Here is a 24,634-nt window from a genome sequence, read left to right as displayed (position 1 = left end):
AATTAGACATACATTATAGACGTGCTTAATGAGTTTATAAGCCTCTCTCTTTATAGCCTTGTAAAAATTCCCCAGTTCAATAATAGACATAACGGTATCACTAATTTTACCTAAATCTATTGTTAATTTAGCTATTATCGGTCGTAGTATTCCATCTATTTATACCTCATTATACCCTTCATCCTTCAAGCTGCTGCTTTGTTGGCTGCTTTCACTCACCCCAGTCACATCGTTATCTATGCTCCTGGGGATTCATTCACTTGCCGCCGCGCTGCAACTCGAAATCTATTAGGTATATACCCTTTTGTCTTTTCTTATCTTACTTAAACCAAGAATAGTTAACAAAGAAACTATAACCGAAGCTGCAATCAAACTTTCAATAGAAAACGCTATACGTGAATCAAGATATTGAAAAAGAATCGTAAATACAGGTATTAGCAGAAATAACAAAGAAACATGAAGGGGGGTAATGGCATTAATTGTCTTCAGTACAAGATAGATTGGAAGTAAGTGTCCAACAGCAACAAGAATAAACATTGGAAGAATCATATCGATATTCAGTGTAAGAGAAACATCGGATAGTGAAATATAACAAAATGAAAGTATCACCATTAAAATACTTCTAACAGACAATATCTCATATGTTTGCCATTTCTCCTTGAATAATTTCTTAGAAAAAATCGTGTATAATACCGTTCCTACAGCACCGATTATCACACTCACAATGCCAATAATCCTATCCTGAATTGAGGTTGATGATAATCCACTATTTCCTAAAAATGCATTTACCAGCATCACACCTACCCCAATGAGAACTAACCAAGATATGACAACTTCCAATTTTTCTGTTTTTGCCTCGTCTTTATCGATAAAAGACGAGAGGAGGATTGTTATCGCCGGGCCGCAAGCCACTGAAGCGACACCCACTATTGCAGGCTCAAGAAAACGCAGCGAAATGATTAATCCTCCCCAATTTAATAGAATTGAGACATTAACAATTAACACCAATAAGGTGTTCTTGCGAACCTTCACAATTAATTGATCAATCCCTTTGAAAATACTTATCGTCATAAATAATAAAGTAGATGATATAAAGCAATAAAAGATAACAATAGCTGAATTTATCGATTGCGTTAAATACGCAACAAACACATCAAATGCTGCACTGATGAGGCAAAAAATAACCCCATATATTACGCCATTATATGAAGACATATATCACCTATTATTTTCTTATTCCAAAAATTAGATTTCCGATATTGAACTGATTTTATTATTGCAAATTTATCTTTAATCTCCGCACTTCCTGTACTTAACGTATCATCAATAATAGAGACGCAATCATCCAACTTAATACCATTGAGATCCATTTTTCCTTCAAAATGTTCAGAACTGATCTGTACAACAGTATTATTCATCTCATTCAAACAATAAGGATACCATCCAGCCATTGCTAATAGTATTCCTGTAAAGAGAGAGATAGCTTTTTCCAGTGATATTCACACTCCGAAAATACTCTATTACCGTTTATTCTAAACTTATTAATTTCGAGTAAAATTGTGTTACCTATGTCATTTAATTTCACATTTACATTCCATTCAATGTTCATAGAAGATAATATTCATACACCATTCTTATCTTTTTTCAAACAAGTCATTCAATGAATGAGATATATTTCTCAGATGGATGAATTAAATGTCATTGATAGTAATTAAATGTTATTTTTTACTATGATATTATTAGTCGAATCCACCTTTTTTAATGATTTGTTTTTTAAGTATTTAATTTATCTACCAAAGCCTATAAGTTTACGGACGAAAAATAGTTACAAGCTCTTGCCATTGATTTAGCCATATAAACAGAATATCTGTCGATATACTCAAATAAAATCGCCACCTGACTAATATGGCGAAGCATGTTGATGTAAAGTTAAAAATACAGCATTAAGCGTTGTTATCTGAACAACCTTCTTATTAGAGAATGCTATCTATTCCCAAGGGGGACAATGCATTTTTATACCCGATTTTCGTCTCACTTTTTTAACAGTCGCCAAAATGGGTAAAGACTCATTTAACATCAATTCATCTATCGGTTCGAAATGCGGTTTATCTAACTCTGACTTTCGATAGTTTTTGACATTTTTACGAGATTAAGTTAGATCAAATTTATGTATAAATATTTTAATGGATATGTAATAAATCTATACAAAAATTAAAAAATTTATATCAGGCTTATGCAGATTTAGATTAAAAAATGGAAAGTCAATAGAAATGTTATCTACTGAAAAAAAATGCTTAAAAGAAACGAATAATCAAATATTATCAGTCCATTCAACATTGCTACACGAGAATTCAGTATCATTTACTGTCCAAGGTGAAACCTCTCGTTGTGACCAAATTATTCAGAGAGGTGATCATGCACTAGTAGGGATAAGCCCCTTCAACTCGCGTTTTTCAAAGGACTATGTTGTGGATCTTATTCAGTGGTCAAATCATTATTTCCGACAAGTCGACATATTGTTACCTTGTGAACGTGAAGCTTCACGCCTTTTAGTCGCTAGTGGAATTGATGATGCTAAAGCTATCAAGAAAACACATCGTGAAATTAGACGTCATTTACGTAACCTTGATTATGTTATTTCCATAGCAACGTCAAAAAGTAAGCCAATCAGAGTTATTCAATTTAGTGACTTTGCACTAAACCATGATTATCAATCTCTTAAAACGCAAATTGAAAATGCTTTCAATGAATCAGAATCTTTTAAAAAAATCTGCCTTGATATGTCTTTTCAAGCCATAAAAGGGCGACTAAAAGGTACTGGGCAATATTTTGGTCAAATTGACCTACAATTAGTATATAAAGCATTACCATATATTTTTGCTGAAATTCCCTTTTACCTCGATACCCCTCGATTACTTGGGGTAAAGTATTCTACGTTGCTCTATCACCGCCCTTGGCCAATCGGAAAAGGATTATTTAACGGTAGCTATCCTATACAAGTAGGAGATAAACAAAGTTACGGAATCGTCACTCAATTATAAAAGACAAAGAGCCTGATGAGATAATCACTGTGTTTAAAGTTAATAGGCTCTTAGTACTAAATATCCTTAGAAAGGAAGCAAAATAATGGCTAAATTAAGTTCTTTCAGCATTCAAGATCCAAAATTTATAAAAAACCCTTACGATTTTTACGACATCTTGCATAAGCAAGATTTAGTTTATTTTGATCAATCTCGAAACGGCTATTTTATTGGCAAATATGAGGATGTTGAAGCTATTTTAAAATCCTCAATTTTCAAGACGAAGCCATTAACTGAACCGGAATCTGTTATGGGGGATCGCGTTCTTATTCAAATGGAAGGTGAAGAACATGCGTGTAAACGAAAACTCATGATTCAAGGGCTTTTAAGAGATTATTTTAATAGTCACTACGAACCCATGATTCGAAAGATTACAGAAGATCTCTTACGACCTCATATAGAAAAAGGAAATATAGATATTGTTAATGACTTTGGCAGAGATTACGCGGTATTAGTGACATTAGGTATTCTTGGATTGCCAAGTGATAACTATCATGACATAGCTGAATGGCACAAGGGTATCACCAATTTTGTTACCCATTTTGACCAAACAGAGCCAGAAAAAATACACAGTCTTGAATGTGGCCAGAAATTGATTCGCTTACTAAATCCTATTGTAAATCAAAGACGGTGTAATCCCGGTAAGGATATTATATCTATATTTTGTCAAGATACAGAGATGTCCATAAGTGAAATTACAGCATTGAGTTTAAACATTCTATTAGCGGCGATAGAACCTGCTGACAAAATATTAGCAATGACGCTTAATCACTTAATATCTAATCCGAATATGCTTGAGGCAGTGATTAAAGATCGCGGTCTAGTTCGAGACGCATTTGAAGAAACCTTGCGTCTGACGCCACCAGTACAGTTAATTCCAAGAGAAGCAAATAAAGATATCACTATTTCTGGTATCAATATTCCCAAAGGCACCTCAGTATTTTGTATGATTGGTGCAGCTAATCGTGATCCATCGGTTTTTCACAAACCAAATGAATTTGATCTATATCGAAGAAAGAATGCAACTTCTCAACATAAAGCAAATCGAAAGAGACATTTAGCTTTTGGTGCAGGTACACATGCTTGTATTGCGGCTGCATTTTCATTCAGTCAATTGGAAGTTTCATCCAATATTATTTTGGATTGCCTGCACAATTTACGTTTTGCTGATAACTATCATTATCAAGAAATAGGCGTATATACACGAGGGCCTTCCAAACTCCTTTTGAGTTTTGATCCAATAATATCGTCTACTTCAGGGAATAGTTGCTCTGATCTGAAAATCACTGTGGGGACAATGGAATAGGAACATAAATTTCATGCCGTGGTGCAATGATGAACACTATCACCTAACAGTACAGGACATAATAATGGTGAGTATGTGGCAGTTCTGGAAAAACATCAGACTGGTGTGAAATAGTTCAGAATATCCATCTGAAATACTGTTCAAAGGGATGCCGGAAGTGGGCATCCCTTGAAATAGTCAGCAATGACGGTTTTTTTTGACTTAATACATTGTACATCTATGCATTGATCGGGAATATGAGAATCTATTGTAAATCTGGCGCCAAAATTACCGAAACGTAATATCAGCCTGCTGATGATTTAATTCAAAGGAGATAAATATGAATGAACAATCATTTAAACAGAGGATTGAAGAAGTACAACATTATTATGGCAAAACCCTGTCGAGTAGAGAGGATCTTGCTATAAATATATGCACTGTGGACAACACCACTTCAGACAGAATCAAAGAAGTTCTTAAGCTTATCCATCCTGATGTACAGAGCCGTTTTTATGGTTGTGGTACGCCTTTTCCTCCCTTGCTAGAAGGAACGACAGTATTAGACTTGGGATGTGGAAGTGGGCGGGACTGTTTTATTCTATCTCACCTCGTAGGTACTGAAGGTAAAGTTATTGGTATTGATGCAACGGTAGAACAAATCGAGTTTGCCCAGAGTTTTGTGGATTATCATCGTCAAATCTTTAACTATCCATCCACCAATGTGCATTTTCAACAAGGCTATATCGAGTCACTAGAGGAACTTGATTTACCACCTGAAAGTATAGACGTTATCGTCTCAAACTGTGTCATCAACCTATCTATATCCAAAGCAAGCGTGTTGGCAGGTATGGCTCGTTTACTCAAATCTGGCGGTGAAATCTATTTTTCTGACATTTTTTTAGATAGAAGGCTGGAGCAATCACTGAAAAATGACTCACAAATTGTTTGTGAGTGTATCGGTGACGCGATGTACTTTGAAGATTTCATACGGCTGGCAAGAACAGCCGGGTTTCATGATGTTCGTGTCATTAATAGCAGTTTGAAATCTATGAATAATAAGGAGATCGAAGCGAAGCTAGGCGGTGCAAAACTGTATTCAATGACGTTAAGGCTGTTCAAATTAGACTTGGAAGATCGCTGCGAGGACTATGGCCAAGTTGCAATTTATAAAGGCAATTTACCAGATGCACCTGATCAATTTGTGCTTGATCGAGAACATATTTTTGAGACCGGCAGAGCTGTCCCCGTATGCCGCAATACTGCCAAGATGATGACCAAAAGCCGTTACCATATATTGTTTGATTTAATTGGTGATGGGGAAAAGCATTATGGTCTTTTCAACTGTGGAACACCGCAGCAATTTGATACTGATACTAAAGTTATGCAAACCAATGTACCAAACAACTGTGGTTGTTGAGTAAATGCTTCCGGATAGCAAAAAGCCTTACAGAAAAGACTGTAAGGCTTCAAGCCGCTGACAAGCCTCGTTTAAAAGAACATGGTTTGTTTCTTTCATGATGAAAAATGTTGTGGCCCATTTTCCCCATTAGACCAATGTGACACCCACTGATGCGATATTTTTGCCCTTGCCGCACCGAATGCCCCTTTATCCAGCAATAAAAATAACAAAACGTTGCGATCGTCAACGCTATCTTATTGATACTTTAGGCTATTTCTGACAGCTAGCATTGCATCTAAACTCTCATCAATCCCCTGAACCGAGCATAGCAATGCCCACGGTAGTGCTTAGCATCGGCAAAACTGTGTTCTACCGTTTCCTTAACGGCGGGCATAAATTTTTTTGCTTCACGGCATCAACTTGGTCAAGAACCCTTTTCTGATAGCCTGCTCCACGATATTTGCTAGAAAATGTCACTGCCATAAAAATAGCAACAGCGATTCCGGCTAAAAGCAGAGGTATCAGGCTATTTTTCTGTCAGCCCTAGGCCAGGGCAAGATTATCAACATCCGTCTATTGGTTTATTTTTGTGCAAAATAGAATCCCGCCCCTGGCCCTAGACGAAGCCATATTGACCTGAACCTCCTGCATTAGTGACGCTCATTATTGAGAATGCCAAATAAATAACTCAGCCGCATCATCCTAATAGTATCACTGGATCCAATAGCAGGGCGACCATTGTTACAACAGTAACACAACCTCTCGCGGATGAATTCAAAATCAATGGCTGAATCGATCTGAAGAACTAAAATACTTTTCAAGCACCAGCACTTCAAGAGAGCTCTTTTCTGGAAGAAAAGTTTATAGTGGAGGTATTTTAACATAGCGATAAGCACCGTTTTTTGAACAGACTTTTATTAAAAAAAGCGCTGAATAAAAATCCAACACTTTGTCAATAACCTGACAATCAGTACTAACCAAAACGGAACAGAATATAGCGATTTTTTTCCTACCACCAGTATGGATAAGGGAAAATCAAGAGACTACTACTATGTGTACACTCCGGTTTCTCCGCACTATCTGTGTTCACTATTCACTCACAGGAATGGCCTGCAAAATTACGCCTACTGAGATAGATTTTAATCATGAGTTGCATATATTTTCCAACCTAAAGAACCAAGCTTTAATTTGACATTCTCTGAGATTGGATGTGAAGAACCTGAGATTATTCAGTTTTATTAATGGTACACTTAAAGCTCTATACGTTTATCAATAAAATGAATACCTTTTGAATCAATACAAGAATAGTTTGGGCCCTCACATATCCACTCTTCCAAACGTTCACACAGTTCTCGCCTAGTTAATTTATTTTTTCCTTTTAGCGAACACTCCCAAATGATTAAAACTCTCCAGTTTTCTTTCAATAAACTGGAGATATTTCTTCTATCTCTTAAGATATTATTGTTTATTTTTATTTTCCAAAAATCTCTATGTGTTTTAGGTAAATTAGCTTTCTTGCAATTATGATGATGCCAGAAACATCCATGAACAAATATCACGGCATGATAATCATTTAACACAAAGTCAGGTTTCCCGAATAATTCAGAAACCTGAACTTCATAAACAAGTTCTAATGAACACAATAGATCACTAACTATTTGTTCTATATCTGTATTTTCTTTTCTTACAGCTCGCATATTTTTACTGCGGGCTTCTTTATTTCTATATTCAGACATAATAGTTTGTTTTATAAATAATTATCAAAAAGATATATAACCCAATCCTATACGGCTATAATATTCACCAACACTACGTAAATAATTTAGCGCATATTCATACCTAAGTTGAGCGACTACTCTGCCTTCCACTTGTTGGCTAACAGGAATACCTTCCAGATCTATCCTAGTTCTAAATAATAGTAATTTAGTATTTATATCATCAAATTTACCTTGATTAGATACATAAAATTTTTCCACTACCGGACTCTGATTAGATGAATATATATCAGAAACTACTCCTAATGAAGTAATCTTATTATCACCTAATTCTTTTATAAAAACCACCTTCTTATCATTTATCTTTTTTAGCATCTTTTCCATTTTCTTAGATGTAGAACAATCAACAGAATGAAGCTTCATTAATCTAATTTTTATAGGTTGATTTTTAGATAAATCATCATTAGTCTTTCTATCAGGCACGAGATCGCAGGCAGGTGTCGTGCACAACCAATAATCATTATCAATTTTAATTATATGTCCTGTGATTAAATGTTGCCCTTCTACAGATTTAGAACAATTAAAACAGTTTACATGTAAAATAATTTCATGCTTATTTTTATCATAATCATCCAACTCAAATTGTTCTTTTAAACTTGGTTCCTTTATATTTATAATCTCAATCATCTTGCGAGTATAGTTAGAAAGATCTTCCTTAGTAATATAAGATAATTCCTCCAAATGATTATTTATTAATGTCCATATTTTACTCGGCAGTATATCTTCATCACTTGAAAAAACATCTCTAAACCAATGAGCTTGTAAATATTTCTTATCAATTATTTTATTAATAATAGAAGATCCTTCATTATCTAATATCATTTTCAGTCTATTTAATAATAAATAATGTGGATGAGGCATCCAATCCATTAATGCCTCACAAAGTTTATTTGGTAATTCTTCCACATCATCTCTTTTATGGACAACGGTAATAAATACACTATCTGTTTTTATCCAATTAGTTTCTACTTTCTTTTCCCATTCTAAATTCATCGCAGACTCCGTTGAGAAGAATCCGTCGCTTATCATCTTTTCATTTTTTTTTGAAAAAATCCAGCCAAGTAAAAGAAGGTAATTAATTTCAACATCTTTAGGCTTTGATCTATAAATATAGTTAAATTCCTGAAGCTCTAAAATGCTATTATCAATGCTATATTCTCTATAATCCCTACCATATTCTCTAATAATCTTCAAAAAACTAAAATTATCTAAGGACGCAATTAGTCTATCAATTATATCATTATCTTCATCCATCCACTCATCTAATGCTTCATCAATAATTTTACTATCAGATTCTGACATATTATTTATTTCAGGAGCTTTCTGTAAACAGCAAATTATATCTAATATGACACTATCTAGATTACCACTATGACCATTAGTATGCACCAAAATCATATTAAAATGTAGGTTAGATGAAAGTTCATTAATGATCTTTAACGTCTTTTCACAGCGTCCTTCACTATCATTTCCATCTAAATGATAATCTAATATCAGTAAATCACTCTGATGAAAATGTCTTACCGGAATATTACCTTTTTCTTGTCCATCATATACATCTAATTGCCAATTATTATTTTCATTTCTACATAAGCTAATAACCTTTTGTAATCTCTGAATATCAACAGGTTTTTTATCATTTTTATTTTGCAAGAGTGAATCAAACGTTGGATATTCATCATCAATGACAGTAACTGTTCTAATCGGCTCCAAAAAAGAAGCCTTAACAAGATCCTCGTAGTTTGTATATTTATCAAATACAGACATTAATTTATCCCTTTGAATAAAATGGCAAAATTAGCACCAGTCAAGATCTTGTTTTCACTATTAGTCTCATAACGAATAGCATGACCAGATGCTTGTAAATTAACTTTACATAAATATAATCCTATACCTCTCCCTCCTCTTGGTTTACGTGAGAAAAAAAGAGTAAATAGAGAATCAATATCTGACAAATCAACACCAGGGCCAGAATCTGCAACAAAAACCTCATTATTTTTTACATCTAAGATAATTTTACGTTTATTTTCTTCATATTGGCAGACCCAAAAGCGTGCATTATTAATAAGGTTAATAAACACAGGATAAATACGAGATGGCTGATCATATATTGTGAATTTACTGAACTGCTCAGTTTGACTAAAAATAATTCCTTTACTCTCAAAAGAGTCGCCAAAGAACTTACTAACATATTGGTAAATATCATCACCACTAATCAGTCTTCGAACCTTTTCACCAGACAATTTCAAAGGACTCAAAAAACGAAGTCTCTCACTTAATCCCTTTTGGGCATAAACAACCTCATCATAAGATTTTCGTTGGAAATCTGTAAAAGAAGATTGCCGGAGAGCTTTTAAACCTCGTTCCATTGTCATATCAAGCCCCTCAATTTCATGCCCAATAATTTCAACTGTAATACCTAATTGAGCTAATCCATTTAATCTCTCAACTTCCTCTTTTAGTCTAGTTGTTTCATTTAGTGAATGAATTGCCAACCCTTCTAAATCAATTTGTTCACGAATATTTTCCAACGCAGTAATATATGGCAATAAACGTTGACGATTCTCTACTTCAATAATCTCATATTCAGCATCAATCTTAGTTAAAACCTGACTTAATGTTAATTGGTTAAGATGTAAATCCTCTAAAGTTTCAGAAAGGCTAGAATCAAAAGCCTTGTTTCTTTCATCAACCAAATCATTAAATTTTTTTAATTCACTCTCTAATAACTCCCTTCCATGTACAGACCATTTTCTTATTTGAGAGTGAATCCTAGCACGTTTACTCCTAAAAACAGACAGAGCGATATCAATATCTTTTTTATCAACTAATTTATCAAGAAGCTCATTAATACTAGCATCCAAACGTTTAATATAATCCTTGGCAGCAATTTCTACATTACGATATTCACGATATTTATCATCAATTGAACCTAAGTTTTTTGGTACAGGACTCAATGAAAAAGTAGTTAATAATGAAGACATATAACTAATTTCTTCTTTTATTTTTGTTGCACTATCTATATCATTAATATTATTTTTAATGGACAGTATCTCTAATATTTCTTCCAATTTATTCAGAAGAGATTTTAACTTGGTAAAATTTTCGTTAATTGCCTCTTTAATCCTCCTTCGTTCTTTTTTAATTAATTTCTTCTTATCTTCTTCTACTTTTTCCTTTTCTTTTCTTTTCCTAATATCGTTTATTATTGGCATTCGTATATCAGATTCACCGCCTATAAAACGATCAGCAGTATCTTGTAGTATTTTTTCTACTATTTCTTTAAATATCTTTGCTGCCTTATTATCCAGCAGTCCCTCTCTACCTGCTTTATCTCTCAAATTAGGATTATTATCTCGACTAATTAATATACGCCCGAACAAACGGCGATTGGACCAAAAATGACGCCCTGCATGGTATGACCTACGTTTTTCAATTTCAAAGTAATCATTGTCCTCTCGACCATAAGGCATTACCCGTAAGTAATCACGATAAATTCTTAAACCAGCATATTTCTCACACCAAGCCTTAAAATTACTGTGCTGTTCTTTTGATAAAGTGGAACTGTTAATCTGTTGCTCAAATGTCCCTAAACGTATACTAAATGGACCAACTTTAGTATCTACCCGTGTTTTATAAGCTATTTTAGGTTTGATTATAACATTTTCAAACCACTGCCCGAATGCCTTCACTCGACCATGAAAGTAACCATCTTCATTAACAACACCTTCAACAATATGTTCAAGTTCTTCTAAATCATGAATATCAAATTCTCTAACTTCATCAATAACAGGATATCTAATATGACCAAGCCAAGCGATAACTGAGGTAACAAAATTAATATTATTATCCACTTCATTATCTCTTAAAAATGGATCAGTAAAATTAGATAATGTTTGAATAAACCGTTCCCTAGCCCTTCTAGTAGGTCCGTCATCATCTTCAATAGAGCTTGTGGTTAGTTGAGCGATAAGATCGTCATGCAACCCACTAAGTAGCATTACCGTTCCTCTATCGGACTCCCCATTCCAAACTGACCAACGAATTAAATGATCATCAGTAAAAACACTATGAATAACCGTATTTAGAACTGCCGATTTAGTTGATGTTTTACCTTCACTTAGTTCCTGCTGTTCATATTTTTCCCAAGAATCAAGGATTCTTTTATTACGATGCTTATCATAACTTTCATCATCTTTATTAGAATCACCAATGATGTTATTTACTAATATATTGAATAAAGATGGCAACAGATCATAAAGTTCCTCTTTTTTCGTGAATTCAATAACAGGAATTCTAATATCGTGTAAATAGAGATAAGGGTTTTCAAATAAACGCCAATCTATTAATGCTGCAACAAAAGGCGAATCTTTTCTTTTTGAAATGAGAAGCAATAAACTACCGAGAGCTGCACAAGATAAGCGGCCTATCCCTTTTTGCCCTTGCTTAACTCTCGATGGTAAGCCATTCATATCCCCCTTAGGCGTTTCTTTCTTAGATGCTTTTGATTCAGTTCCAACAGTTAACCATTTTGTCTCAAATTCCTCACGATTCATACCATGACCATCATCAACTAATGCGGCAACGGAAATTTTTTCATTAAAGATATGCAATTCAACTTTCCTTGCATATGCGTCAAAAGCATTTTTCCAGAGTTCAGAAATAGCTGTTGGGCAATCAGCTATTTGCTCTCTTCCTAGATGATCAATTGTTCTCGCTCGAGTCTGAAAAATAACAGAATTAACCATATGACCTCTCCTAATCTATTCACTTTATATCCAAACAATCTAATGCAGCTCGGATTACAGCTTCACCAAGTATGACCGGCACAGCATTACCAACTTGACGGGACTGACTAATTATTCCCCCTGAGAATAGATAGTCATCTGGAAAAGTTTGGAAACGTGCTGCATGCCTAATAGTAATACCATGATTAAGCCAAGGGTGAAGAAACCGTCCTTTTGATGGATTTATACAACCAGTAGTAATAGTCGGCCCTGGCTGTGCTAATCGAATCCTCCCATATACATCTTTATGACCTTTATATCCATTAGAATGACAGGGTAGAGTAAAGTCTATATCTTCTCTACTACCATTAATAGGGGTCGTTGAAAAACGTCTAATTAGATCTTCGGAATGAATCATATGGATAGCAGAGAGATCTTGAGTTGGAACCTGAATAGTCTCACCAAAAGATAATTTACTTGTAATTTCTTCTCCCAACACTCTATTTATTTTACGCATTATCGATTGAGAAGGCTTTTCAAAAACTTCAGATGCACTTTTCCATAACGGCGTTTTGTCTTTAAAATGAGTCGGATTTGGGGGCCATGAGTCACCTTGGACTTTTATTTCTTGGCGAACGCCAACTATAAAAACCCTACTCCTATTCTGAGGAACACCAAAATCCTTAGCATTAATTCTTTCCGGCTCAAACAGATGATACCCGTGTTCTTCGGCTAGAAACTTAAATTTCTCTAAATAAGATTTATGCCTATCCCAAAGTAGTCCCGGTACATTCTCCAAAAGAAATATTTTTGGTTTCAAAGTACTTACAAAGTCAAAATAACTAATAAGTAAAGCATTTCTGGGGTCATCAACACCTGAATTTTTGATCCTATGAGATGAGAAACCTTGGCATGGGGGTCCTCCCATCAAGATATCCAGTTCCTTCGTTTTGAGTCCCACATCTTTCATAAATTCATTAGGGTCAACGTTTAAAATATCTTTATTGATAAGATGAGTTCCCAAACACCTATTTCTAATAAGATTATTTCTATATGTCTCACATGCTAAGGCATCAATTTCAATCGCAGCAACTATCTGAATTCCAAGATTAAAGGCAGCAAGAGAGAAACCGCCAGCGCCAGCAAACAGGTCAATAGCTTTCATCTTTTCAAAATTCAACACAAGTTTTTAGCCCGATACATATAAGTTATCCCAATAAATCCCCAAATTTTACCATTATAAACATATTCTTGTCCTAACATTTCACCACAAAAAATATGCTTTTTCCAAATTAAAATCAATTGGTTACCATAACCATTATAATCAATCATTCAAAAATTTGAAAAACTAAATATATAACTACTCCAAGAGTTAACCTCATTTATCCATTGATATCAAGAACGTAAAACAAACTCAAATCACGTAATAATATTTACTATCATAAGCAATTAGCGTAAAGAACTTAATACTCAGCAATGACAAGGAATTAGGCAGGTTTCTTATAGAAAAAAAGCAACAAGTCGTAATGACTTGCTGCTTTTGTACTTATTTCTGGCCTTGTTCGGATACCTATAAACAAAGCTTTTAGTGAATTTGGTCGGCGAGAGAGGATTCGAACCTCCGACCCACTGGTCCCAAACCAGTTGCGCTACCAAGCTGCGCTACTCGCCGAAAACGATGCGCATCTTACTGCGCTCGTTGTAGGCCGTCAATACCTTTTTGATAATCAGGGATTAGTTGCTGTTAAAAACAACGGGAATGCAGCTATATTGCACTCTCTCACAATTTTTGCAAAAAAAACCTTTATCCGTAGAAGTAAAAACTAAGGTTCCAATCATTGCATTCCACAACAGCCGGAACTGGCTATTTCAAATCACTATTGCAATAACGAAATATCAGCAACTCTCAGGAACAGATCACGCAATTCACTTAACAAAGTTAAGCGGTTCACACGCACCTGCTGGTCTTCATCCATTACCATCACATTGTCAAAGAAAGCATCGACAACTTCACGCAGAGATGCCAATTCAACCAACGCTTCCTGATAGCGTCCCTCAGCAAATAAAGGTGCCAGCTTATCCTGTAAAACCACCAGATACGTTGCCAGTTTCACCTCTTCCGGTGCTTTCAGCACAGAAGCACTCACTTTCTCATTCAGTGTCTCTTCAGACTTAGCCAGAATGTTAGAAACGCGCTTATTCGCGGCGGCCAGCGCTGTCGCTTCATCCAATGTACGGAAGTGAGTCACCGCTTTAACACGGGCATCGAAATCAGCCGGTTGCGTTGGACGACGCGCCAACACAGCCTGAATGGTATCAATGCTGTAACCCTGCTCCTGATACCAGGCACGGAAACGGCCAAGCATAAACTCAACCACATCATCAGTGACTTTGGCATTGGTCAGCTTGTCGCCATACAGACGAACCGCTTCTTCTGTCAATGCCTGCAAATCCAGTGGCAATTTCTTCTCAACGATAATACGCAAAGCACCCAGCGCGGCACGACGCAGTGCAAACGGATCTTTATCACCTTTCGGATGCTGACCAATGCCAAAAATACCCGCCAGAGTATCCATTTTGTCCGCAATCGCTAACGCACAAGAAACACCGGTAGAAGGCAGCTCATCACCGGCAAAACGCGGTTGATACTGCTCATTCAATGCCAGAGCAACATCCTCTGCTTCACCGTCATGACGGGCGTAATGCATTCCCATCACACCTTGCGTATCAGTGAACTCAAATACCATGTTGGTCATCAAGTCACATTTAGACAACAAACCAGCACGGGTAGCATGATTCACATCAGCGCCGATCTTCTCTGCAATCCAACCAGCCAACGCCTGAATACGATCGGTTTTATCACGCAAAGTACCAAGTTGTTTCTGGAACAAAACTGTTTCCAGACGAGGTAGCTTATCTTCCAGACGCTGTTTACGATCCGTCTTAAAGAAGAACTCCGCGTCAGCCAAGCGTGGACGAACCACCTTTTCATTACCGGCAATGATTTGCTGTGGATCAGAAGATTCAATGTTAGCAACAAAGATAAAGTTCGCCATCAACTTGCCGGCATTGTCATAAACCGGGAAGTATTTTTGGTCACCTTTCATGGTGTAAACCAATGCTTCGGCTGGCACTTCAAGGAATTTCTCTTCAAATTTCGCCGTCAGCACAACCGGCCATTCAACCAATGAAGTGACTTCTTCCAGCAGGCTGTCACTGATATCAGCAATGCCGCCCAACTTAATCGCGGCCTGTTCTACATCTTGCTTAATGAGTGCCTTACGGGTTGTATAATTCGCAAGCACTTTACCGCGTTGCTGCAAAATCGCTGGATATTGTTCCGCGTTATCAATCGTAAACTCAGATTCACCCATAAAGCGGTGACCACGAATAACACGTGCAGATTTAATACCCAGAATTTCGCCTTCAATCAGTTCATCACCAAACAACATGGTAACGGTATGAACTGGGCGAACAAACTGAGTCTCTTTATCGCTCCAACGCATCAGTTTAGGAATTGGCAACTTATTTAGCGCATTGTTGACCATACCCGCCAACAACTCTTTGACACTACGGCCTTTAACCAGAGCGCGATACAATAGCCATTCGCCTTTATCCGTCACTAAACGTTCAGCCTGAGCAGCCGTAATACCACAACCGCGAGCCCAACCCTCAGCCGCTTTTGTCGGTTTACCCTCAGCATCAAATGCCTGAGCAATCGCTGGACCGCGTTTTTCTACTTCACGATCAGCTTGCGCCTCATCCAAATTAGCAACTTTCAGTGCCAGACGGCGCGGAGAGGCAAACCAGCTCACTTCACCATGAGCCAGATTAGCGTTATCCAGTTCTGCCGCAAAATTAGCCGCAAATGCTTCAGCCAGTGAACGAAGAGCCTTCGGCGGCAACTCTTCGGTGCCGATTTCCACCAGGAAAGTCTGTTGAGTCATGACAGCCTCTTAGTTCTGATTCTTTTTACACATAGGGAAGCCTAACGCCTCGCGGGAGGCATAGTAAGCTTCGGCAACAGCTTTGGTCAGGGTGCGAATACGCAGGATATAACGCTGACGTTCAGTCACCGAGATAGCTTTACGAGCATCCAACAGATTGAATGTATGACCCGCTTTGAGAATACGTTCATAAGCTGGCAGCGGCAGCGGCGTTTCTAGCGCCAGCAGGTTCTGAGCCTCTTTTTCATATTGTTCGAAACAGGTAAACAGGAAATTGACATCTGCATGTTCAAAATTATAAGTGGATTGTTCCACTTCATTTTGATGATAAATATCGCCATAAGTGGTTTTGCCCAGTGGGCCATCACACCAAACCAGATCATAAACACTGTCCACGCCCTGGATATACATTGCCAGACGCTCAAGACCATAAGTAATTTCACCCGTGACTGGTTTACACTCAAGGCCACCTACCTGTTGGAAGTAAGTAAACTGAGTCACTTCCATGCCGTTAAGCCACACTTCCCAACCCAATCCCCAAGCGCCTAACGTTGGGTTTTCCCAGTTATCTTCAACAAAACGGATGTCATGAACCGTTGGGTCTAACCCTAGCTCCTTCAGAGAATCCAGATATAATTCCTGAATATTGTCTGGGGATGGTTTAATAATGACCTGAAACTGATAGTAATGTTGTAAGCGATTCGGGTTTTCACCGTATCGGCCATCCGTAGGACGACGGGAAGGTTGCACATAAGCAGCGGCAATGGGCTCTGGGCCAAGTGCTCGCAGACAAGTTATTGGATGAGAAGTACCAGCACCGACTTCCATGTCCAGTGGTTGGACAATGGTACAGCCCTGGCGTGCCCAATAATCCTGTAATGTCAGGATCAGCCCCTGAAAGGTCTTGGTATCAAACTTTTGCATGTTGGATCCGCACGCGATACATATGAATTTGAAAGGAAGTGGGTCAGTATACCCTTTGACCTTAAGATATACAGCCCTGAATTCGCTCTCAATTCCACCCTGAAATAAAAAAATCTTAATCTGGCTATTTTACTTGTATGTATATACAGTTAAAGTGCAGTCAATTATTAACCATCAACATCGGGAATAATCATCATGGAATTAACACGCTGTCATTGGGTTACTTCTGACCCGGAATATCTGGCCTACCATGATAATGAATGGGGGAAGCCGCTAAAAGATAACCAGAAGTTATTTGAAATGATTTGTCTGGAAGGACAACAATCTGGGCTGTCATGGCTGACTATTCTGAAAAAACGTGAAGGCTATCGTAAATGTTTTCATCAGTTTGACCCGGCAAAAATTGCCGTCATGGATGAAAATGATGTAGAACGGCTGATGCTTGATCTCGCTATTGTCCGCAATCGCGCCAAAATTAACGCCATTATCAACAATGCGCGGGCATATCTTAAAATGCAACAACAGGGTGAGGAATTTAGCGGCTTTATCTGGCGTTTTGTTGATAACAAACCCATTATTAATCATTGGGAAACGTCTACAGAGATGCCGGTAAAAACAGATCTTTCAGATGAGTTATCACAAGCACTCAAAAAAAGAGGGTTCAAATTTATCGGCAGCACCACTTGCTATGCATTTATGCAAGCTACCGGTTTGGTCAATGACCATATAATAAACTGTTTATGTAGAAAATAAATTCAGTGAATTACTATCGCACTTAAGATTAATATGAATAATAAAGCTGGATGTTAACCAAACATTTAGTTCTTTATTTTAAATGCTAAATTAAACGCAATATTAAATAACCAATAGTCATAATTTTCCAGATTGCACCCCAATAGTGCGCGGAGTATGGTGTTATGTCTCTTAAATCCAAACAACACTCCAACAACGAACGTGGCTATGATTTTTTCTCAATTTGGTAACAAATTCACACAAGATGCAGGCATAACTCGCCTGATGAATGACCTTAATCAAGGGTTGAGGACGCCTGGCGCAATTATGCTAGGCGGTGGCAACCCGGCACATATCCCGGAAATGGATGACTATTTTCAGCAACTACTGACAGAAATGGCCGCAAACGGTCAACTCACGGATACGCTATGCAACTATGATGGACCTCAAGGAAAGGATACATTGATTCAAGCATTGGCAGAGATGTTGCGCGAAAAATTGGGTTGGGAGATTGGTACACAAAATATTGCCCTGACCAATGGCAGCCAAAGTGCATTCTTTTATCTATTTAACCTGCTAGCTGGACGCGGAGAAGATGGTTCTGTCCGCAAGGTACTGTTTCCACTAGCACCGGAATATATTGGTTATTCCGACTCAGGGCTGGATGAAGGCTTATTTGTCGCCAATAAACCCAATATTGAATTATTGCCAGAAGGCCAATTCAAATATCATGTTGATTTTGACCATCTCAATATTACCGAAGATATTGGCCTGATCTGTGTTTCTCGCCCAACCAACCCAACGGGTAACGTTATCACTGATGAAGAGTTACAACGGCTAGATTGTCTGGCCCAACAACACCAAATTCCATTACTCATTGATAATGCTTATGGCGTGCCATTCCCAGGTATTATTTTCAGCGAAGCTACACCATTGTGGAATCGCAATACTATTCTGTGCATGAGTCTATCCAAATTAGGGCTGCCCGGTTCACGCTGCGGAATCATTATCGCTAACGATAAAATCATCAATGCCGTCAGTAATATGAATGGCATCATCAGCCTTGCGCCGGGCGGTGTGGGCCCCGCAATGGCATTAGAAATGATCCGCCGCAATGACCTGCTTCGTTTGTCACAGGACGTTATCCGCCCGTTCTATCAACAACGGGTTCAGGACGTGATTCAGATTATCCGTCGTTATCTGCCGGCAGAACTTTGCCTTATCCATAAACCAGAAGGCGCCATTTTTCTGTGGCTGTGGTTTAAAAACCTGCCAATAACCACAGAAACGCTTTATCAAAGACTGAAAAAACGTGGTGTGTTAATGGTTCCAGGTCACTATTTCTTCCCCGGACTGGAGCAAAACTGGCCGCATGCTCATGAATGCATGCGTATGAATTATGTTCCTGATCCAGAAAGTATTGCCAAAGGGATTGCGATTCTGGCAGAAGAAATTGAGCGGGCACATCAGCAAGCAGCCTGAAATCAATAGTAAATAAAATAATAAATAGTAAATAAAATAATAAATAGTAAATAAATAGTAAAAAAGCTCCTGCTCGGAAATGCAGGAGCTAAATGACAACGAGGACTTTACATGATTATTTTCAGAATTTGTAGAATGCTTTATGCATAAAGAAGAGAAAGAAACACTCCTTGTTTGCCTACTCTCCTTAAGCAGCCTCTATTCAATCAGAAATTTTTAAATCCAATGCCTCGAATAGGCGGGTTTCTGTGCGTTTACTGATGGCTAATGCAAGAGTGGATTACGCATTAATGAGACTTTCAGCCGATATGCCAAACTGTTTATTCAGTTTCCGAATCATTGGTAGTGTTAAATTGCGCTTACCGTTTAGCACTTCATAAACACGATTAACTCGACCTATTGCTGGTTCAAGGTCTTTCGCTGTGAGGCCCATCTGCTCCATACGGAATTTTATAGCTTCAATAGGATTTGGCGGATCAACCTGACCTTCTAACCCCCATCGGCAGCACTTTTAGGTCTTTTACTATAAAGCCCAAAAAAGAACCGCTAATAACTGCGGTGATATAATTCTCAAAAACATTGCCAGCGGGTACACAGTCACATAAGAGAGCGCGGCGGCCCCATTAGTACTGTGAATAGCATTAGCAAAAGCCAAATCGTTTTAGCCTGAAAAATTACTTAATTTATAGACTGTTCGAATTATTATGATAACTCACATTATTTTTTATTAATTAGAAAACAGAAAAAAATCCTGTTACATAAAAAATTTACGACTTTTTGGTATCAGTACTATGGTCAATGTTGCATGACGTGATTATAGTGATTGATGTCAAAGCTCTTCGTTAAGGGATTTTGGGAAATAAAGATCACTCAACAAGCTCACACAAGGGCGAACTATTTCAGCGAATTAGCCATACGAGATCGATAAAACCGATGAAGAGTAGTAAATTAATTCTATTTTGCGTCACATTAGGATGGTTGTTAATCAGCGGGTGTACCAGCATCATGACACATTCAGGGCCTAGCCGCGGTTATTATCCCGGCGCTAAAGCTAACATTGAAATGTTAAAAGACAAAGATACAGGTTGGGTAATGAAACCATTACTTGCGGTTGATCTGCCTTTTTCTGCGCTATTAGATACTCTCTTATTACCTTATGACTATATAAAATCTAACGAAGATCAATCAGCAAGTTCACCAAAAAAGCGAATTGAAAAAATAGAAAAAGCACAACGTCAAACCAAAACCAATTAATTGATAATCCGTTCCGGTTTATTTATTGCCACCAGTGGATAACCAACTGGTAGCAAATGTATTTATTTTATCCCGGTTTCTACCAGGAAAATTTGCATATCACCATCGACTTCACGCATAAATACAACATGATGGCTATCCGGTGAAATCACCACCGCTTCCGCCGCAGGCGCTTTTTCTGTACGTCTTGTTAAACGCTGCATTTGACCATTTTGTACATTGCATAGCATCACGCTGTTATCACAAATAAAAGCAACAAACTGACCGCTACTTTCCCAACTAAAAGCAGATTGAATGCCACAATAACTCTGGGTTATCTGACGCGGTTCTCCACCATTTGGCGATATTGTCCACAGTTGCACAATACCATCATCATCTCTCATCAGAAAACCAATCTGCTCACCATCCGGTGAAGCACGTAACCAATGACGTGGATTATTGACTACCCCCGGCCAACGCTTATGGCTGGTAAATGTCAGACGACGCTGCATGATATTAGCAGGCGGTGCAGGTAATGTCGTTTCCGTACCTGCCAGTGGTTTTTCCCCTGCTATTGAATAATCAGCATCCTGTTCGGGTAAATCAACAATATAGACTTCCGGTACTTTTTCCCCTGTTGCAGAAATAGTATCGCCAATAAATGCCAATGCCCAACGCTGCCAATGACCATCCGCTTTACAATATCCTGCTTGACCTACCCAACACTCTTCATAGGCGCGGTTAATATCATCACTGCCCGGCTCCGGTTGAGGCGTTGTACTACTGACGACAACGGAGAAATAGCTACCATCATGTTCACGAGGATGGTGTTTAGGTGGTTCAACTGGTTTGAGGGGCACAGCAACGGCGATATTGCGCAAATCAAGCGCTGAATCAAGCTCATGCATAACATGGTCGTTATAAGTAAAACTCAGACGGCTACCATCCGGACTAAATACATGAACATGACTACCTCCGCGCAACGCTCCCGGGGTATAAGGGACGGTAATATCCATGGCATCCAGCGTAACTGCTTTTCCCAGAGAATCCTCACTGACAATTACCCCCCGACGGTGATGAAAGTCATAATACCATTGCTCATCTGGGCATTCTGGCCCATGAATAAACGCATATCGGGCAGGTTCTGTTGGGCTGACTGTCACCACGCCAACATGAGCCCCCTCTTTAGCCTGATAGATAATTTCTGTTTTTCCACTCTGTACATGAATTTTTTCTATCGTTAAACCGGTAAAAGAAGCACTATGAGGACGAACATCATAAACTAACCACTGACTGTCAGGTGTCCAAACATTAATATTGGTAAGCTGGTGGCTGCGATTATCAAACGTGATTTGTCGTTCCTGAAAGGCCATTTTATTATCCTTATATCAGGTTTTTTCGGATAAATAATATTAATCCGAAATGGATGGAACTAAAAAATTTCAGTCGAGACTTTACCACTTCGACATTACTCTTACTTTTTTATGCCACGTACATTTCATTATCTATGTTACTAAGTGTTCTTTATATCATTGGAATTACCGCTGAAGCGATGACCGGCGCTTTAGCCGCGGGCCGCCGTAAAATGGATATGTTCGGCGTGATTATTATTGCTTCCGTAACAGCGATTGGCGGCGGCTCCGTTCGGGATATACTACTAGGGCATTATCCCCTCGGTTGGGTTAAAGACCCTGAATATATCGTCACCGTTGCCTGTGCCGCCGTAATCACCACTTGGGTTGCTCCCATGATGAAGCATTTACGTCGTCTATTTCTTATCCTCGATGCCATTGGCTTGATTGTTTTCTCCATTATCGGTGCGCAGATTGCACTAGATATGAACTACGGCCCAATCATTGCTTCCATTGCTGCGGTTATCACCGGTGTTTTCGGTGGCGTGTTACGCGATATGTTGTGTAATACCATTCCGTTGGTTTTCCAGAAAGAGATTTATGCGGGTGTCTCTTTTACCTCCGCTTGGTTATATATTGGCTTACAGCACACGCCGTTACCGCAAAACGGCATTGTACTGATTACCCTGATCGTAGGTCTGACAGCAAGATTGGTTGCTATTCGCTACCGCCTTGGATTACCTGTCTTTAATTATGAGCACTCCGATCACTGAACCATACCCACGGGGTTAACCACGACCCCGTTTTACCGGTCAAAACCCGTCATCCCTGCCACTGACAGTTTCTCTGCAATCGCTTTAATCTGTGTGTCACTGACAAAATCAGACAACTTTTTCAATTGCCCGACAGTGAGCTGTTGCTTTAACTCTGCTGCGGCTAATTTCTGCTCCAGTTGCTGCCAGTGATCAATATCATCAGACAGCTTATCCATATAAGGCACCCCAATGCCTTTCATCCAATAGGAAAAAGGCTGATTTTTTGCCTTACTGAATTGTGAATAAATAGCCTGTGCCCGTTTATCTCCGATTCCCGGTAAGGCCGCAATTTGTTGAGCTGAAAGCGCTAACCAACCGGTTAAATCAGTGACTAACTTCTGTTCGGTCAAAATTGTCCAACTACCGCTACTGACACCTGTCATTTGCAAATTTTCACCAAGCCATTTAAGTCGAGCATTAAACTGTTGTTCACAACCCGCCGTTAACGTCAGGCAACTTAGTGAATGATAACGCTGCTTATCTGGTGGCTGAATATCCTGCCGCTCTTTAATCCGCCACACCACCTGATCCAATTTCGGGATACCATGACCTGCCAGTATAAGTGTCACCTGATCCCCCGGTAACACATCCAACTGTCGCCAACGACGGACTGAACCAATATTGACTCGGCTGACTTGTCGGTCATCCAGTTTTACCTTATCCAGCCCAAGCACTACTGAGATTTTGCCCGTTCTGCCAATGGTAAAATTAACTTCCCTGACTTGTGTAACCTGATGGCGTAAAGGATGCTTCCACGCCACAGCCCAACTGTTAGATCCAGACCGCCACTGATTTCCTCTGGGTTCAATTTCCTGTTTCAGCACGACACCGTCTGTGGCGAAAGGCATGGGTTGTTCAAAATAGTGCATCCGCAGTTTTTGTACCTGTTCTGGTATCTCTATTTTATGGCTATGGCGAAGCGCTAATGGAAAACCGATATTCGCCAGTTTCTGCAATTTACTTTCCATATCTACAGGGCCATCCGGCCAGCTCCAGATAAACACACCGACCTGCTTTAATTCTAACGAATGTTCCTTACGCATCATCAAACCGGCGACACGACTACGAGCCCCATCACTGCCAGATGATTGTTGTATATGCCCATCCTTATGCAGAAAAAGCTCCCCTTGCAATATCATATAAGACGGTGCATTTTCTATCTCTTGGGGAATATCCGGAATATGTTGGCTTTTTGCTGTCCAGTTTATTCCTTCGGAGCCATTGCCCCGGCTGATTAATGAAACCAATTTCCCCTGCTGGTAAACCAATGTTACCGCCACACCATCAATCTTTGGCTGTAACCAAACAGGTAATCTGCTACGCAACCATCGGTTAATTTCTTGCTCGTCTTTCAGTTTACTTAATCCGGTATGAGCAACCGGATGACCAAGTTTATTATCGTTGGCAACTTCTACCGGAAAACGTGAATAAGGTATTTGTTTCAAGCAGAGCTGCCAATGCGTCAGCTCCGTCATTAATTGATCATAAACTTCATCATTGATCTCACTGATCCCTTTCTGACGATAGAGCTGATCCCAGTGCACCATCTGCCGTGCCAGACTTTCTGTTTCACGCTGTAACTTATCCTGCGGCCATTCAGGGCAATCTTTCTCTGTATCTGAAACAAATATTTCAGCCGCAACTATCGGTGTACTGAAAACAATAAACAGAATCAATATTAATAAATTAAGCATCCGTGCTCCCTAGCTATCCATGCAATAACGGCAAAATAGAAGATAAAGAAATACTATCCAAGGCAGAGATAATAACTTTGCGAAGCGGTTCGAAGAATAAATGCCTAAAATCCCCAAATAACGAATTATCTCTATTCAACTACCAGATAACCCTCAGCAATTCGAAATACAATGTTAACCTTTATGATT

The 24,634-nt window shown here is 38.6% G+C and carries 16 protein-coding genes, 1 tRNA gene and 2 pseudogenes; 7 read left to right on the top strand and 12 right to left on the bottom strand.

Going from position 1 to position 24,634, the window contains the following annotated elements; all coding sequences use genetic code 11:
- Positions 1 to 288: 288 nt before the first annotated feature.
- Together D3222_RS05500 and D3222_RS05495 are read right to left on the bottom strand one after the other, a co-directional pair.
- The gene (locus D3222_RS05500; RefSeq protein ID WP_118985246.1) at positions 289 to 1,215 is read right to left on the bottom strand and encodes an EamA family transporter; all 927 of its coding nucleotides are present in this window, start codon (positions 1,213 to 1,215) and stop codon (positions 289 to 291) included.
- A gap of 44 nt (positions 1,216 to 1,259) precedes the next feature.
- A pseudogene (locus tag D3222_RS05495) lies at positions 1,260 to 1,493 on the bottom strand (adenine phosphoribosyltransferase); the annotation flags it as partial.
- 777 nt (positions 1,494 to 2,270) lie between these two features.
- On the opposite strand from D3222_RS05495, the gene D3222_RS05490 reads away from it, so the two are divergent.
- The 3 genes from D3222_RS05490 to D3222_RS05480 all read left to right on the top strand — a co-directional run bounded on the left by D3222_RS05490 (position 2,271) and on the right by D3222_RS05480 (position 5,782).
- Complete coding sequence (locus tag D3222_RS05490) at positions 2,271 to 3,041, top strand: tRNA-dependent cyclodipeptide synthase (RefSeq protein WP_232832412.1); 771 nt, start codon at positions 2,271 to 2,273, stop codon at positions 3,039 to 3,041.
- Positions 3,042 to 3,126: 85 nt separating this feature from the next.
- The gene (locus D3222_RS05485) at positions 3,127 to 4,386 is read left to right on the top strand and encodes a cytochrome P450, cyclodipeptide synthase-associated (RefSeq protein ID WP_118985244.1); all 1,260 of its coding nucleotides are present in this window, start codon (positions 3,127 to 3,129) and stop codon (positions 4,384 to 4,386) included.
- A 319-nt stretch (positions 4,387 to 4,705) separates the two neighbouring features.
- Positions 4,706 to 5,782, top strand: coding sequence for a methyltransferase domain-containing protein (locus tag D3222_RS05480; RefSeq protein ID WP_118985243.1), 1,077 nt, complete (start codon positions 4,706 to 4,708; stop codon positions 5,780 to 5,782).
- A 1,232-nt stretch (positions 5,783 to 7,014) separates the two neighbouring features.
- Here D3222_RS05480 and D3222_RS05475 read toward each other — a convergent pair.
- From D3222_RS05475 to glyQ, 7 genes are all read right to left on the bottom strand, one after another.
- Positions 7,015 to 7,500, bottom strand: coding sequence for a very short patch repair endonuclease (locus D3222_RS05475; RefSeq protein WP_118985242.1), 486 nt, complete (start codon positions 7,498 to 7,500; stop codon positions 7,015 to 7,017).
- A 24-nt stretch (positions 7,501 to 7,524) separates the two neighbouring features.
- Entirely contained in the window at positions 7,525 to 9,306 is a 1,782-nt protein-coding gene (locus D3222_RS05470; RefSeq protein WP_118985241.1) for a response regulator receiver domain, read from the bottom strand.
- The gene (locus D3222_RS05465; protein ID WP_118985240.1) at positions 9,306 to 12,287 is read right to left on the bottom strand and encodes an ATP-binding protein; all 2,982 of its coding nucleotides are present in this window, start codon (positions 12,285 to 12,287) and stop codon (positions 9,306 to 9,308) included. Before D3222_RS05465 ends, D3222_RS05470 begins: the two co-directional genes overlap by 1 nt.
- A 19-nt stretch (positions 12,288 to 12,306) precedes the next feature.
- Positions 12,307 to 13,431: a DNA cytosine methyltransferase gene (locus D3222_RS05460; protein ID WP_118985294.1), complete on the bottom strand. Its 1,125-nt coding sequence runs from the start codon at positions 13,429 to 13,431 to the stop codon at positions 12,307 to 12,309.
- A 430-nt stretch (positions 13,432 to 13,861) separates the two neighbouring features.
- Positions 13,862 to 13,938 (bottom strand) — tRNA-Pro (locus tag D3222_RS05455).
- Between the two features lie 205 nt (positions 13,939 to 14,143).
- Complete coding sequence (gene glyS / locus D3222_RS05450; RefSeq protein WP_118985239.1) at positions 14,144 to 16,213, bottom strand: glycine--tRNA ligase subunit beta; 2,070 nt, start codon at positions 16,211 to 16,213, stop codon at positions 14,144 to 14,146.
- Between the two features lie 9 nt (positions 16,214 to 16,222).
- Positions 16,223 to 17,137 (bottom strand): glycine--tRNA ligase subunit alpha, encoded by a 915-nt coding sequence (gene glyQ / locus D3222_RS05445; protein ID WP_118985238.1) that lies wholly within the window; start codon positions 17,135 to 17,137, stop codon positions 16,223 to 16,225.
- Between the two features lie 195 nt (positions 17,138 to 17,332).
- Here glyQ and D3222_RS05440 point away from each other — a divergent pair, with 195 nt between their 5' ends.
- A complete protein-coding gene (locus D3222_RS05440) occupies positions 17,333 to 17,890 on the top strand; it encodes a DNA-3-methyladenine glycosylase I (RefSeq protein ID WP_118985237.1) in 558 nt (185 codons plus the stop codon).
- Positions 17,891 to 18,097: 207 nt separating this feature from the next.
- Positions 18,098 to 19,351 (top strand): valine--pyruvate transaminase, encoded by a 1,254-nt coding sequence (locus D3222_RS05435; RefSeq protein ID WP_118985293.1) that lies wholly within the window; start codon positions 18,098 to 18,100, stop codon positions 19,349 to 19,351.
- A 280-nt stretch (positions 19,352 to 19,631) separates the two neighbouring features.
- Here the strand turns inward: D3222_RS05435 and D3222_RS05430 are convergent.
- A pseudogene (locus D3222_RS05430) lies at positions 19,632 to 19,832 on the bottom strand (helix-turn-helix domain-containing protein); the annotation flags it as partial.
- A gap of 452 nt (positions 19,833 to 20,284) precedes the next feature.
- Here D3222_RS05430 and D3222_RS05425 point away from each other — a divergent pair.
- Complete coding sequence (locus D3222_RS05425; RefSeq protein WP_118985235.1) at positions 20,285 to 20,605, top strand: YceK/YidQ family lipoprotein; 321 nt, start codon at positions 20,285 to 20,287, stop codon at positions 20,603 to 20,605.
- A 62-nt stretch (positions 20,606 to 20,667) separates the two neighbouring features.
- On the opposite strand, the gene D3222_RS05420 is transcribed toward D3222_RS05425, so the two are convergent.
- On the bottom strand, positions 20,668 to 21,957 hold the full coding sequence (locus tag D3222_RS05420) for a DUF3748 domain-containing protein (protein WP_118985234.1): 1,290 nt from the start codon (positions 21,955 to 21,957) through the stop codon (positions 20,668 to 20,670).
- A gap of 134 nt (positions 21,958 to 22,091) precedes the next feature.
- Between D3222_RS05420 and D3222_RS05415 the strand changes: the two genes are divergently transcribed.
- On the top strand, positions 22,092 to 22,709 hold the full coding sequence (locus D3222_RS05415; RefSeq protein ID WP_118985292.1) for a trimeric intracellular cation channel family protein: 618 nt from the start codon (positions 22,092 to 22,094) through the stop codon (positions 22,707 to 22,709).
- A gap of 32 nt (positions 22,710 to 22,741) precedes the next feature.
- On the opposite strand, the gene ligB is transcribed toward D3222_RS05415, so the two are convergent.
- Entirely contained in the window at positions 22,742 to 24,445 is a 1,704-nt protein-coding gene (gene ligB / locus D3222_RS05410; RefSeq protein WP_118985233.1) for an NAD-dependent DNA ligase LigB, read from the bottom strand.
- Positions 24,446 to 24,634: the final 189 nt, after the last annotated feature.

The sequence above is a fragment of the Photorhabdus sp. CRCIA-P01 genome (genome assembly GCF_003545805.1).
GTDB lineage: Bacteria > Pseudomonadota > Gammaproteobacteria > Enterobacterales > Enterobacteriaceae > Photorhabdus > Photorhabdus antumapuensis.
The sequence above is the reverse complement of the archived record's forward strand: the minus strand, read 5'-3'. Positions and strand labels throughout refer to the sequence as shown.

What these genes read in the sequence shown, in the direction of transcription:
- D3222_RS05500 (WP_118985246.1), bottom strand. Translation starts at nt 1,215, where the DNA reads ATGTCTTCATATAATGGCGTAATATATGGGGTTATTTTTTGCCTCATC.
- D3222_RS05490 (WP_232832412.1), top strand. Translation starts at nt 2,271, where the DNA reads ATGTTATCTACTGAAAAAAAATGCTTAAAAGAAACGAATAATCAAATA.
- D3222_RS05485 (WP_118985244.1), top strand. Translation starts at nt 3,127, where the DNA reads ATGGCTAAATTAAGTTCTTTCAGCATTCAAGATCCAAAATTTATAAAA.
- D3222_RS05480 (WP_118985243.1), top strand. Translation starts at nt 4,706, where the DNA reads ATGAATGAACAATCATTTAAACAGAGGATTGAAGAAGTACAACATTAT.
- D3222_RS05475 (WP_118985242.1), bottom strand. Translation starts at nt 7,500, where the DNA reads ATGTCTGAATATAGAAATAAAGAAGCCCGCAGTAAAAATATGCGAGCT.
- D3222_RS05470 (WP_118985241.1), bottom strand. Translation starts at nt 9,306, where the DNA reads ATGTCTGTATTTGATAAATATACAAACTACGAGGATCTTGTTAAGGCT.
- D3222_RS05465 (WP_118985240.1), bottom strand. Translation starts at nt 12,287, where the DNA reads ATGGTTAATTCTGTTATTTTTCAGACTCGAGCGAGAACAATTGATCAT.
- D3222_RS05460 (WP_118985294.1), bottom strand. Translation starts at nt 13,431, where the DNA reads ATGAAAGCTATTGACCTGTTTGCTGGCGCTGGCGGTTTCTCTCTTGCT.
- glyS (WP_118985239.1), bottom strand. Translation starts at nt 16,213, where the DNA reads ATGACTCAACAGACTTTCCTGGTGGAAATCGGCACCGAAGAGTTGCCG.
- glyQ (WP_118985238.1), bottom strand. Translation starts at nt 17,137, where the DNA reads ATGCAAAAGTTTGATACCAAGACCTTTCAGGGGCTGATCCTGACATTA.
- D3222_RS05440 (WP_118985237.1), top strand. Translation starts at nt 17,333, where the DNA reads ATGGAATTAACACGCTGTCATTGGGTTACTTCTGACCCGGAATATCTG.
- D3222_RS05435 (WP_118985293.1), top strand. Translation starts at nt 18,098, where the DNA reads ATGATTTTTTCTCAATTTGGTAACAAATTCACACAAGATGCAGGCATA.
- D3222_RS05425 (WP_118985235.1), top strand. Translation starts at nt 20,285, where the DNA reads ATGAAGAGTAGTAAATTAATTCTATTTTGCGTCACATTAGGATGGTTG.
- D3222_RS05420 (WP_118985234.1), bottom strand. Translation starts at nt 21,957, where the DNA reads ATGGCCTTTCAGGAACGACAAATCACGTTTGATAATCGCAGCCACCAG.
- D3222_RS05415 (WP_118985292.1), top strand. Translation starts at nt 22,092, where the DNA reads ATGTTACTAAGTGTTCTTTATATCATTGGAATTACCGCTGAAGCGATG.
- ligB (WP_118985233.1), bottom strand. Translation starts at nt 24,445, where the DNA reads ATGCTTAATTTATTAATATTGATTCTGTTTATTGTTTTCAGTACACCG.